Raw genomic sequence first — 12,773 nt, forward strand, 5'->3', positions numbered from 1 at the left:
ACGCGGTGTGGATTGTGCAGAGTGGCGGTAATGTGCGGGAGGTTTAACGCAGGCGGTGGTATTTTATCCGGGGCTTTACGCCTTAAAACGGCATCATAAAAGGATTACGCGTGTCCACGTTGCACTTAACCACCGGGATTAACCTTATGAGAGCACTCTTCGTCACAGGCCTGATCTTTGCGCTAGCCGCATGCTCCAGCTCAGTGGGTCGCAATGTTGATACAGCAACCGTTCAGAAAATCAGGCCAGGCCTGACAACCCGAGCGGATCTGATCGCGATGTTTGGCCCGCCTGATACGGAATCCCCGTATCCCAACGGACAACAGTTACTGATGTGGAAATACAGTAAAGCCAGAGCGCTGGCTACCTCGGCAGGTGAAACGCTTACGGTACAGACAAAAAATGGCAAAGTGTTTAACTACACCTTCAGTAAAAGCTGACGTTTTATCCCGATATCTCTGCGCACAATAAAAAACGTGATTGTATTGCCAGGTTAACACAATTGCGGATCTGTGCAGGGAGATAACGTATTCCTCTTCGTTCAGGAGGGATGTGATGAATAAGCCCATCGTGGCAACCGGCACCGGAAAACGTATTCTGAAAATTGTCGGTATGGCCGGTGAGCTGGCCGATGCCATGGATAATATTTCGCTGTCCTTATCAATACAGGCAGGACATTTTTCAGGTCAGTATTGCCGTTAGCCAGATGGATGCTGCCACGCAAACGCACGCTGTATTTGTCGAAGAATCCTCTCCAGTCTCGCAATCTTAATCTGAGCAGATGTACGCTATGGTGAAAACCTCCGCTTAGCGCGCCCGCCCCGTCATTAACGTGTTTCCTGTTGTCTCGTCAGCGATGACGGGGCAACGCCATGTTGCGCTTGCTGCACAGCGCCGCGTAAAGCCCGCCCACATCCTTCGGCGTGTTAAGTGCCGGGCAGTGAACACCTCATTCCCCTCTGAAAATCCCGACGGCAATGCCGATTTGAAGAAAAACGTCTCTCCTGGCGAATGTTACGGGGAAGGGCAGCTTCTCTGCGTAGCGTCGAGGCGTTAACCCAGTCATTGCCGTTTTGCATCTTTGCCTTGATTCCTTTTCAGAATCAGCGTAGCGACGTCTTTGTGACTCCAGACTTAACAGGTCTGGAGTCACAGTCGGCAGAAAGGTAGAATCTGCAATACGGCTTTATTATCTGGGAAGGGCAGTGGCTGAAATCAGCATAAATACAAGGTCGCCGCATGTCGGCCATCACGTCATGGTATGGCTGGAGCAGATCAGAAAGGCTTCGCTGTCTGAAGTCGATAATTTTGGTGACGAGGGCACGGTCGAGCAGGTCATTAAGGTCTGGGTAAAGCTGTCATTACTCGTTACGCGTCGCCGTCCTGAAATCGCGATTTCCTCCCTTCTCCGGCATGTCTTACCGAATATTGGCTCACTCCCGCTGAAGAATCTGACGCGATTACGACTAAACAGACTATATAACATACTGATTTCAGAGGGTAAAAAGGGAGAGGCGCGGCGCGTGTTCGCGTTGACAAAACAGTTTTTATCCTGGGCAGAAATGCAGGGTTATCTTGAGCATTCCCCTGTTGCTTCAATGAAAAAACGTGACATTGCAGGCCGTGCGGCCTCACCGCGCAGTCGACAGTTGTCGGATGCTGAGATTTGGGTGTTCTGGCATGGGCTGGACAACTGGGCACTCTCTGAACAGGCCCGTTGGGCACTGCGGCTTTGCCTGGTGAGCGCGCGACGACCAGACGAGATCGTTCAGGCTCGTAAAGCAGAATTTAATTTACAGTCAGGGCTGTGGAAACAAGGTACGCGGAACAAATCGCAGCGTGAACATACGTTGCCGGTCTCTTCCCTGATGCGCCTGTGTATCGAGTCATTGTTAAAGGCCAGCGATCCTGCTTCGCCCTGGCTGGTACCGGCACCGCGCGATGTGATGCAACCGCTGTCAAAAGGTGCGCTTAATCAGGCTCTGCGACGCATGTTACGCGCACCGCGCGGCCTGGGACTGGAACATTTTACACCACGTGACCTGCGGCGAACGGCACGCTCAAAGTTATCTGCACTGGACACGCCCAACGACGTGGCAAGAAAAATCATGAATCATGCATTAGAAGGGATAGATCGTGTTTACGATACGCACGACTATGTCGTGCAGATGCGCGCTGCACTGGAAAAGTATTCGGAATCATTACAGGTAATTATCAACAGTGATAGTTACCATTTTCTACATCATCGTTATGAAGGCGAAAGGCTGAAATTAGACAGTTCCTCTGTCATGGTCATGAGCCTTTAACGGGACAGTCAGGCTGTTTCCAATAAAAAAGCGGTGTCCTCATCAACACCGCTTAATTATGTCAGATCAGGAAGTCATCGAGAGAACCGCCTGCATCCAGGGCCTTTTTAATAGGCGATGGTGTACGGCCCTGACCTGTCCATGATTTCTTTTCACCGTTTTCGTCGGTATATTGATATTTAGCCGGGCGCGGAGCACGTTTAGCTTTTGTTTTAGTTTCTGTAGGTAAATCCATCAGCTCAGAAATATCGATGCCGTCATTCATCAGCATTTCTTTATATTTAGCCAGCTTGTCTGCTTTTTCACGCAGCAGGGCTTGCTCAGCTTCTTCTTCTTCACGGCGTTCAGCGACAACGACAGAAAGCTTTTCGAGCATCTCATTTAACACATCAAGCTCAATTTCCCGGGCTTGTGCACGTAAAATACGAAGGTTATTTAATGCTTTGAGCGCATCCATTGATTAATCCTTAAATTACAGCGAATATTTTAAACAGAGCCATTCTACGAAAAATATTCCCAGAAGGAAATATCTCTTCAGGCCGAAATGTACAAATTTGTTACTGTAAAGATTATTACTGACTTTCAGAACCTGAGAAACGGCATAAAGTTTAGGAATACATTGATGTTTTAAACATATTTAAACCGCCTCATGCCAATGAAAGGCGAGCAGGTTCTACACAACATGAATTATAGAATCTCTTTTTTAAGTTAAAAAATCAATGAAAATCAAAACCTAATACCTGGCTATCTTGATTTGTCGTCACGTTGTAAACCTGGAATGATGTGATTTGTCTCGTCAGAGAGAAATGATAACGTATAGTTAATAATAGCCACTCTTAAATAAAAACTGGTCTGAGCGGACGAAATGCCTTACTAAAAAAACCGCTATTGAGGATAACGTTTTGTTATATGTAAATCCTGATTTTGATGCCAGACATCCCTCGAACCTTCCATAACCCGACCGTTGCAGCTGTTGGCTGCTTTGCAAAGATGAGAAACGGCTTTACCCGATCTGAGAAAAATAGCATTCCGGATTTCGCAATTACACAAACCCGATAAAGCAACCTGTAACCTGTGCCAGGCTTCATGCCAAGCTGAACGTTTTCTCTGTCAACCCAACGGCCATAAGTCTGTATTATCTGAACATAAGCGAAGCGTCAATAAGGGCAATAACGTTCACATCACCGTTGTCAATAACAGCCTTTACCCATTTTTTCCATATTGTTTAAACCTGCAGTCCACCTGTCTCAGATAATGACCGCATTATATATAAGGAAAAAAGACATAAGCGAGAGTGAGAAATAATTCTGTTCACACAGGGGTAAAACGGATGGCTCAAAAATATCCAGGCCAGCTAATTTCAGCGTTACGTCACGCGCTCGGGTTCAGAAGTACTGTGCCCGACTTGCGCTAAAACATCTGCATTATCAACAGAATACACACATCGGCTTTTCTGACGCTTTTAAAGATAAATGTTAACAATAACTTGCAATGATAATCTAAATGAGTATATTTCTCATTTGTTTTTACATGTTATTGTTTTTGTCCTTATTCCTGATGGCCAGCCCGCACGGTAGTTAACTGGGACTGATGCAGGGCAGTGGCAGCTAAAAAAAAGAAAACGAGGCGTTAGAATGTTTCTGAATATCCCCCTCCTGAACAGGGATCGCGTGAAGGCCACTTTTCCTCTGGTTCCCTCACGCTTATCACTTTTGGCAACCCTTGTGGCAGGCGTATCTTCACATAATGCGTTTGCAGAGACGCCATCGGATGTGAATACGAGCAACCCGACGCTTATCGTTACTGCGGCTGAACAGCCGGTTTCCGAAAATACTTCCTCGGACTACAGCGTACCTGTTACCCGCGCGGGCAATAAGTTACTTTCGACCGTGCGCGATATTCCTCAGTCTGTAAGCATCATCAGCGCGCAGCGCATGAAAGACCAACAGCTACAGTCGTTAAATGATGTTCTCGACAACACCACGGCTATTCAGACGAGCACAGCGGATATGGATCGTAAGACCTATTATTCTCGCGGGTTTTTAATCGACAATTACCTGATTGACGGTATTCCTACTGTATTCGAAGAACGCTGGAATTTGGGTGATGCACAGACGGATAGCGCATTATATGAACGCATTGAAGTGGTCAGGGGTGCAAACGGGTTATTGACCGGTGCCGGTAATCCTTCCGCTGCCGTTAACATGGTACGTAAACATGCCGACAGTCATCAGTCAGAAGGCGAGATATCCGCCAGCTATGGCAGCTGGAATAAACAGCGTTACGTTATGGATGTGCAGTCCCCGTTGAATGCTGCAGGAAATGTTCGAGGCAGAGTGATTGCGGGTTATCAGGATAATAATAGCTTTATTGAGCGTTATGGTGCTGAAAAGAAATTTGTTTATGGGGTGATTGATGCCGATCTCAATGACGCCACCACATTATCTGCAGGCTATGAATTTCAGCAGCTGAATACTGACAGCCCAATGTGGGGCGGTTTACCGCGTTGGTACACAGACGGTAGTAAAACCCATTTTCGTCGCGGCTTTAATACCGCCCCTGACTGGACTTATAACGATAAAGAGAGCAGAAAACTCTTTGCCCGGCTCAAACACACTTTTGCAAGTGGATGGCAATGGACCCTTAACGGCACCCATGATCGGTCAACGCTTAACAGCAAAATGATGTATATCGCCGGCTATTTTGACAAAAATACGGGTGCAGGCGTTTCTCCCTATGCGGATTATCCTGTCGTTGCGGGTACGGGATATAATGCAGCCAAACGTCAAGTCGATGCTGTGGATACCTTTGCCAGTGGGCCTTATCAACTCTTCGGGCGCACCCATGAATTAATGGTCGGTGTTAGCTACAGCAAACAAAAAAACACTTACTACGGTACTTTTGCGAATATCTCGCCAGAAGAATTGGGGAATTTTAACCTTTTTGACGGCCAGTTCCCGGAAACGGATTGGGCGGCGCGCACCCTGTCCCAGCAGGATATTACCCGACAAAGCTCGGGCTACCTTGCCACCCGTATTTCACTGGCGGATCCGTTAAATCTGATACTGGGCGCACGTTACACCCGTTGGAGCAAAAATACGCTGACCAACGATATGGAAAAAAATAACATCACGCCTTATGCGGGTCTGATTTATGACATTGATGAGAACTGGTCAATGTACGCCAGCTATACTTCCGTGTTTCAACCGCAGTCATATCGTGATCTCTCAGGTGCCTATCTGGCGCCGGTTATTGGTAAGAACTACGAAGCCGGCGTTAAATCTGACTGGTTCGACAGCCGCTTGACCACGTCACTCTCGGTCTTTCGGGCTGAGCTGGATAATGTGGCACAGACCACCGGTCGCATTATTCCGGGTACCACCGAGTCAGCGTATGAAGGCAAAAATGGTACGGTAAGCCGAGGAATTGAATTCGAAATTAACGGCGCAATCACAGATAACTGGCAGATGACCCTGGGAGGCACGCGTTATATTGCCGAACAGCGTGATGGCACGGCGGTAAAACCCGACTTACCGCGAACGCAGTTAAACGTCTTTACGCGCTACCGTTTACCCATGTTCCCTGATCTGACTGTGGGTGGCGGAGTGAAATGGCAAACGCACGTCTGGAGCGATAATTCGGCACCGGAAGGAAACGGAACGTGGCGTGCTGAGCAGGGCAGCTATGCGTTAGTCAATTTATTTAGCCGCTACCAGGTGACGAAAAATTTTGCTGTTCAGGGCAATATTAATAATCTCTTTGATAAAACCTATGACACGAATGTTGCGGGGGACATCGTTTACGGTGAACCCCGCAACGTCTCTGTGACTGCCAGCTACCGTTTCTGAAGACGCGGACTTTCACCAGTGAGCGCCTCACCCGGGGCGCTTGCTTCCCCTGCTTTTTCCCCTTCGGCCCGGCGCAAATCGCTGATCCATCACGTTTTGACGTAATTGCCAGGCCAGAAAGTCAGGGATTTGCGCTACACTGACCAGCGTTAATCCTCCATTCTGCCGCTATGATAGCGCTGTCTGAGGCAAACTAATTCACCTGGAAGAAGTATGAAAATCAGATTCCTTTCGGCTAATGAGCAAAAACTGGCGGAGGTGCGTGAAATCCTGGAGCCAGTGGGCGTCGAAGTCTTGCCGATCGCTCGTCGTATTGAAGAAATTCAAACAGAGAATGAGCTGGATTTGGTGCGGGACAAACTCACAAAAGCCTTCTCAATTATTGGGCGTCCTCTCTTCGTTGAGCATACCGGACTTTATCTCGATGGGCTGAATGGCCTGCCTGCGGGGCTGACGCGCATATTTTGGAACCGGCTGGATGCCGATCGTTTTGCCTCCCTCGTTAATGGCCTCGATAGCCAGGGCGTCACGGCCAAAACCGTACTGGGCTATTGTGACGGGCGCAAAATGTATCAGTTTTACGGCGAATTACGTGGCACTATTGCCTCAAAACCGGCGGGCCCGCGTGGTTTTCAGTGGGACTGCGTGTTTATTCCTGAAGGCTACGATCAAACCTTCGCTGAGATGGGCGACAAGAAAAATGAAATCTCAAACCGTCGCATTGCACTGGACCGCTTCGCGTCCTTCTTAAAAACAGCACGAGGCGTGGCATGAAACCTGAACTGAAGCGGGCTTATGACTCCGGTAAGCTGATACTCTTTGCCGGTGCAGGCCTGTCCCGCAATCTTGGCCTGCCAGAATGGCATGAGCTCATTGCCCATCTGGCCAACGAGCTGGGGTACGATCCCAAAATTTTTAATACCTATGGTACGCACCTTTCCCTGGCCGAATACTATAAGCAAAAAAAAGGATCGCTAGGGCCGTTGAGAAGCTGGATGGATCGCGAATGGCATCGACCGGATATTGATGTTCGTAGCTCTGAAATTCACACCATGATCACGCAGGGCAACTTTTCGCGTATCTATACCACCAATTATGACCGCTGGCTGGAAGCGGCACATGAGGCGCACGGTGTGCCTTACTCAAAAGTCGCGAATGCGGCCGATCTGGTGTCATTAACTGAAGACAAGCGCCACATCATTAAACTGCACGGCGACTTTGATGATGATACCTCCATCGTTTTAGATGAAAGCAGTTACTTTGAGCGCCTCTATTTTGATTCGCCGCTGGATATCAAACTGACCCATGATGTCATGGGGAATTCGGTGTTGTTCGTGGGCTACAGCATCAGTGACTTTAATATTCGTCTGCTGTTTTATCGCCTGACCAAAATGTGGGGGCGCACGGGCCTGGCCACTGCGCGCCCCAAGTCGTACCTTTTCACTAACCGCAATAACCCGGTGGCAAAAGAAGTGCTGGGTCAGTGGGGCATTGAAATGATCGTCTCTGAAGAAGACGATCCTCGAAAAGCCCTGGCCGATTTTATGCAAGCGCTTCTGGCGTGATGCGCGGGGCGGGGCTGACCACGTCGTTGTAAAATCTGAACCGCATGTCAGGTTTATCGGGCGTGGTGATTCTTCTCTGGAAAATGCGGATTACTGTGGTATGCTGTATAAATACACAGTATCTGAGGGCAAAACTATGGCTGTTGAGACAAAATTTGTAGTGGTCAGAAAAGGTGAAGAGAAGATGACATTTGCCAACAAAAAAGAGGCTGATGCCTACGACAAAATGCTGGATATGGCGGAAGCGTTCACCGACTGGTTGCTGACTCATCAGGCGGAGATGGGTGAATCTCAGGCTGAAACACTCGGCCTGTTGCTGGCAGAACAAAAAGACGCCGTGCAGCACATTCTTCGCACCAGTAAACTGCCTCAGTCAACCTCAGGCGGTAGCGCCCCTGAAGCGACGGATGCTGATCATGCGCCGCAAAGTGACAAGAAAGTCCGCGCCGTCAAAGCCGCCTGACCGGTTTATGCCGGAAGCCTGCTTCCGGCATAACCACTCTCGTTTCCTGTCTTTTATCCGTCAATGACCGACTCAGCGTGGGTCTTTTGATCCTTCTCAGCGAATCAAATGCGTCACGGCAAAAGCATAGTGATGAAGGTATCTGGCCATGCACGTCATGCAAAGTACATAACCATGCAACCAGCCTGATTTGTTTAGCATGAATGGGTTCCCGGTTCAGTTATGCCTGGTTAGAAGAGGGCACAGACTGCCATTGAATCCCCGTCTATATATTGTTTCATATCAATACTATTCAGATCAGTAACGGATTTCTGCGTATTATTATGGCCATGTTCAGGTCAGATCGGTCCGATCGCCTCGGGTCGTCGGATGGGAAATAACTAAAAAAGTGACACTGTCACTTCCGTCGTTACGTGCCTGATGTTTCGCACCCGGTGAGATCTCAATGCCTTGCTGCGCCTGCAGGAGATGCACAATGCCCTCAATTTCCATCGTCAGCTCTCCCTCTAAAACGAAAAAGAACTGGCGAGACTGAACGTGAAAGTGTCGGGTTTCAGCAGTCGCAGGCGGCATATGTTCATGAATAATGCTTAAATCCTGGCGTTTCAGCAGATGCCAACCATCACAGTTATTTCCCCAAACATAATGTTCTGCGTTGTCTTTCGAAATCATAAATCCTCTTTTTGCCCGCAACGGATAATGTGAGCCGATTCTGGCTTTGATTCATCTTATTAAAGTTAAATTCTGGCGCGCCGATAGTTATTCCAGGGACATGAAAGATTGTATCTGACAGGGTGGTTAATTTAGCCGGTGTATTCCAGGGGAATCAATATGACCACTCAACCCATTAAAAAAACCATGAGTACCCGCACGCAGATGCTTCTTGCGGGCGGCCTGACGATTACGCTTGGGTTTACCGTGACGATTGGTGTTCTGAGCTGGCAGTCGGCAAAAGAACAAAAAACGCTGGCCGAACATTATCTGCAGCAGATCGCTCAAAGTCGCGGGCTGCAAATTCAACAAGAGCTGAGTTATGCCCTTAATATGGCGCACAGCTTAGGCCAAAGTCTGATTGCTCTACCCAAAGCGGGCATTAACGATCGTAAAGTCGCTGACAGAATCATGGAATATTCACTCAGAGCCAATCCTGATTATCTCTCGATGTCTGTGATTTTTGAACCCAACGCGTTTGATGGTCGTGATGCTGAATTTGCAGGTCAGAGCGGACAGCCGCCACAGGGCCGTTATGCCTGGTTTGTTGACCGCGATCAGGCCGGTAATTACGCCATGCATCCGTTACTGTCCTTTTTAACGCCGGGTCAGGGTGATTATTATCTGGTTCCCCAGCAGACAAGAAAAGATACGCTGATTGAGCCCTACAGTTATGCCTACAATGGTATACCAACGTTATTGACCTCTGTAGCCTCACCCATTATCGATCAGGGTAAACTTTACGGCGTGGTGACTTCCGATATCTCCCTTGCCTCACTACAAAAGAAAGTTAACCAGATAAAACCCTGGCAGGACACCGGTTATGCCCTGTTGCTCTCTAACACAGGCAAAGTCGTTTCCTCGCCAGATAAAGATGAGGCGGGCAAAGCGTGGAAGGGGGAAAAAGACAATTTCACCCAGCAAATTGTGGAACATGACGACCCGGTGCTGGGCGAAAAAGCCATGTATACCTGGTATCCGGTCACGGTAGGCAATAGCGATAAGCCCTGGTACGTTGGGATTGTCGCACCGGTCAGCCAGGTGATGGCTGCGGCGAATCGCCAACTTTACTGGGCTATCGGACTAATGCTGGTAAGCATACTGTTAGTCGGCGCGGTGCTGGGGCTCTTGTTCAATCGCAAAGTCATGCGTCCGCTCGGCGGCGAGCCTGCAGAGGCAGCCAGAATAGCGCTGGCGGTTGCGGAAGGTAAGCTCAGTAACCGCTTTCACGTTGCACCGGGCGACAACAGCAGCCTGTTTTATGCGCTGCATACCATGCAAAGCCAGCTGCAATCTATTGTGGGCCAAATCAAAAATGCCAGCGCGTCGGTGCGAGAAGGGGCTAGCGAGATTGCCAGTGGTAACCTCGATCTGGCATCGCGTACCGAACAGCAGGCGGCTGCGCTGGAGGAGACTGCAGCCAGCATGGAGCAAATCAGCGCAACGGTTCGCCTGAATGCCGATAATGCTCAACAGGCCACGAATCTGACCGAAAATGCCACCTCAATCGCCAGCCGGGGCGAAGCGCTGGTTGGGCAGGTGGTGCAGACGATGTCACAGATTGATGACAGCTCGAAGAAAATTGGTGACATTACTACGATGATCAACAGCATCGCCTTCCAGACGAATATTCTGGCCCTTAACGCTGCGGTTGAGGCGGCGCGCGCTGGCGAGCAGGGACGAGGCTTTGCTGTCGTGGCCTCTGAGGTGCGTAATCTTGCGCAGCGAAGTGCGGGCGCGGTGAAAGATATCGCTGCCCTGATTGAAGAATCGAGCGTTCGGGTTCAAAGCGGCGTGAAACTGGTTAACGAAGCAGGCAAAACGATGCATGAGATGACGCAGGCCGTATCGTCAGTGCAGAGCATCATTGATGAAATCGTTTCTGCCTCTGATGAACAGGCGCGCGGTATCGGTCAGGTCACTGTCGCAGTTAACGAGATGGACGGTACGACACAACAAAACGCCGCACTGGTGCAGCAAATGTCGGCGGCCGCCAGCTCGCTGGAAGATCAGGCGCAGCAGTTGGCGCAAACGGTGGAGCAGTTCCGCTAACGCGCGGTAAACCGCTAAAACACAACCCGCACGGTGCGGGTTGTGTTTTCAGTCATTAACCCGGATAGATACCGCGATCTTTACGTGCCATCAGGATACGTTCGCAGGCCACGATATAGGCTGCGGTACGCAACGAGCACGCTTTCTCTTTGGCTTTTTCCCATACGTGAACCATGGCTTCCGTCATGATCTTGTCTGAGCGTTTATTAATTTCGTCTTCGCTCCAGAAGAAGCTGGCCATATCCTGCACCCATTCGAAGTAACTGACTGTCACACCTCCGGCGTTACAAATCACGTCGGGTACAACAATCACACCGCGGTTTGCCAGAACATCATCAGCATCCGGATAGGTCGGACCGTTAGCGCCTTCGAGCACCAGCTTACAGCTCAGGATCTCAGCACGCTCCCGCGTGATTTGTCCTTCCAGCGCGGCAGGGATCAGAATATCCATTTCCGTATGCCAGAAACGCTCTTTCTCGATGTTTTGTGCACCAGGGAAGCCTGCGATCTGCTTGTTTTCAGTCTGCCATTGTGTCAACGCATCCATATCCATGCCGTCAGCGTTGAACAGCGTTGCAGTGTGATCCTGAATCGCCACAACGCGCGCGCCCGCCTGACTAAACAATCGGGCGGCTTCACTGCCTACGTTACCAAATCCCTGTACGGCGACACGTGCGCCTTCAATCTGGATGCCGGCTCGGCCAGCAACCTCACGGCCAGTGACGAACACACCACGGCCGGTCGCTTTTTCACGGCCGAGGGAGCCGCCAAGGTGAATAGGTTTACCTGTCACCACACCAGTCACTGTGGTGCCCAGATTCATGGAGTAGGTATCCATCATCCAGGCCATCACTTTGCCATTGGTGCCGACATCGGGGGCCGGGATATCTTTTTGCGGTCCAATGATGATACCGATCTCGCTGGTATAGCGGCGCGTCAGACGTTCGAGTTCGCCTTCAGACAGTTTAAAAGGATCGACCCGAATCCCACCTTTTGCCCCGCCGTAGGGCAGATTGACAGCGGCACACTTGATGGTCATCCAGGCTGAAAGGGCCATGACCTCATTTAAATCGACATCGGGATGATAGCGAATCCCGCCTTTACCCGGACCGCGTGAAAGGTTGTGCTGAACACGATAACCCTCAAAATGACGAATGGAGCCGTCATCCATTTGCAGAGGAATATCAACAATTAATGCACGCTTAGGATGACGCAAAGTATCAATCCAGCGCGTAAGGTCGCCCAGGTAAGGCGCAACGCGATCGATTTGTTGTAGGTAGGTGGACCAGGCTGAAGTACTACTGTCAGACGCGTAAGATAACTTATCCATACAAAACCTTTCTTATCGAAGTTATTTATTGTGTTGAGCCGTGGAATGACGCGCGCTTAAGCGCGCCGACATAATTTATCATTACCAGAGAAAATATGATGTCGACCAGGCGGTCATTATCCCCATGCTATTTCGATTAACGGTGAATAAGAGTGAATAATATTTCGACTTATCGGCCCCGGATGCGGCTGTTTCGTGCATAAATCAGGCATTGTTAGTGCATAAAACTAAAATTTTATGATTTATCAGTTCTTTGAAGGGAGTCAAAAAGTTAATGAATTGTTTCAAAGGATATTGACTTTGTTGCACCGCCAGGGTGCATAAATATAAGTAATGCGAAGGTTACTTTCACTTATGCGAAGAGGCTAACGGACAATATCTCACGCTTTTATCACCGACGGCAGAGCAGAAAATAAGACGTGCCAGCAACATGCGTTTATTAAAACGGGATGGAACTCAACCGCCAAATTTTTAACCTGAATAAGGAAGACGGCCGTG

General features: G+C 49.4%; 10 protein-coding genes and 1 pseudogene. 8 read left to right on the top strand and 3 right to left on the bottom strand.

What is annotated here, in order from left to right:
- Positions 1-146: 146 nt before the first annotated feature.
- From PAGR_RS21770 to PAGR_RS21775, 3 genes and pseudogenes are all read left to right on the top strand, one after another.
- Positions 147-440, top strand: a complete 294-nt coding sequence (locus tag PAGR_RS21770) for a hypothetical protein (protein WP_033766331.1) — start codon at positions 147-149, stop codon at positions 438-440.
- 130 nt (positions 441-570) lie between these two features.
- Positions 571-772 (top strand): annotated as a pseudogene (locus tag PAGR_RS23410) (methyl-accepting chemotaxis protein); the annotation flags it as partial.
- Positions 773-1,205: 433 nt separating this feature from the next.
- Positions 1,206-2,306 carry a tyrosine-type recombinase/integrase gene (locus PAGR_RS21775; protein ID WP_014604590.1) on the top strand — a complete coding sequence of 367 codons (1,101 nt, stop codon included), beginning with the start codon at positions 1,206-1,208 and terminating at the stop codon, positions 2,304-2,306.
- 61 nt (positions 2,307-2,367) lie between these two features.
- On the opposite strand, the gene PAGR_RS21780 is transcribed toward PAGR_RS21775, so the two are convergent.
- Positions 2,368-2,763 carry an H-NS family histone-like protein gene (locus PAGR_RS21780; protein WP_013028069.1) on the bottom strand — a complete coding sequence of 132 codons (396 nt, stop codon included), beginning with the start codon at positions 2,761-2,763 and terminating at the stop codon, positions 2,368-2,370.
- Positions 2,764-3,940: 1,177 nt separating this feature from the next.
- On the opposite strand from PAGR_RS21780, the gene fhuE reads away from it, so the two are divergent.
- The 4 genes from fhuE to PAGR_RS21800 all read left to right on the top strand — a co-directional run bounded on the left by fhuE (position 3,941) and on the right by PAGR_RS21800 (position 8,182).
- Entirely contained in the window at positions 3,941-6,154 is a 2,214-nt protein-coding gene (gene fhuE / locus PAGR_RS21785; protein ID WP_014604591.1) for a ferric-rhodotorulic acid/ferric-coprogen receptor FhuE, read from the top strand.
- A 213-nt stretch (positions 6,155-6,367) separates the two neighbouring features.
- Positions 6,368-6,928 carry a non-canonical purine NTP pyrophosphatase gene (locus tag PAGR_RS21790; RefSeq protein ID WP_013027794.1) on the top strand — a complete coding sequence of 187 codons (561 nt, stop codon included), beginning with the start codon at positions 6,368-6,370 and terminating at the stop codon, positions 6,926-6,928.
- Positions 6,925-7,719: an SIR2 family protein gene (locus PAGR_RS21795; protein WP_013027795.1), complete on the top strand. Its 795-nt coding sequence runs from the start codon at positions 6,925-6,927 to the stop codon at positions 7,717-7,719. Before PAGR_RS21790 ends, PAGR_RS21795 begins: the two co-directional genes overlap by 4 nt.
- Positions 7,720-7,855: 136 nt before the next feature.
- A complete protein-coding gene (locus tag PAGR_RS21800; protein ID WP_014604592.1) occupies positions 7,856-8,182 on the top strand; it encodes a YebG family protein in 327 nt (108 codons plus the stop codon).
- A 333-nt stretch (positions 8,183-8,515) separates the two neighbouring features.
- On the opposite strand, the gene PAGR_RS21805 is transcribed toward PAGR_RS21800, so the two are convergent.
- Positions 8,516-8,854 (bottom strand): cupin domain-containing protein, encoded by a 339-nt coding sequence (locus tag PAGR_RS21805; RefSeq protein WP_014604593.1) that lies wholly within the window; start codon positions 8,852-8,854, stop codon positions 8,516-8,518.
- 159 nt (positions 8,855-9,013) lie between these two features.
- Between PAGR_RS21805 and PAGR_RS21810 the strand changes: the two genes are divergently transcribed.
- Complete coding sequence (locus tag PAGR_RS21810) at positions 9,014-10,945, top strand: methyl-accepting chemotaxis protein (RefSeq protein ID WP_014604594.1); 1,932 nt, start codon at positions 9,014-9,016, stop codon at positions 10,943-10,945.
- A 55-nt stretch (positions 10,946-11,000) separates the two neighbouring features.
- On the opposite strand, the gene PAGR_RS21815 is transcribed toward PAGR_RS21810, so the two are convergent.
- Complete coding sequence (locus PAGR_RS21815; protein ID WP_013027799.1) at positions 11,001-12,275, bottom strand: Glu/Leu/Phe/Val family dehydrogenase; 1,275 nt, start codon at positions 12,273-12,275, stop codon at positions 11,001-11,003.
- Between the last annotated feature and the right edge of the window lie 498 nt (positions 12,276-12,773).

The organism is Pantoea ananatis PA13, from assembly GCF_000233595.1.
In the GTDB taxonomy this organism is placed as follows: domain Bacteria; phylum Pseudomonadota; class Gammaproteobacteria; order Enterobacterales; family Enterobacteriaceae; genus Pantoea; species Pantoea ananatis.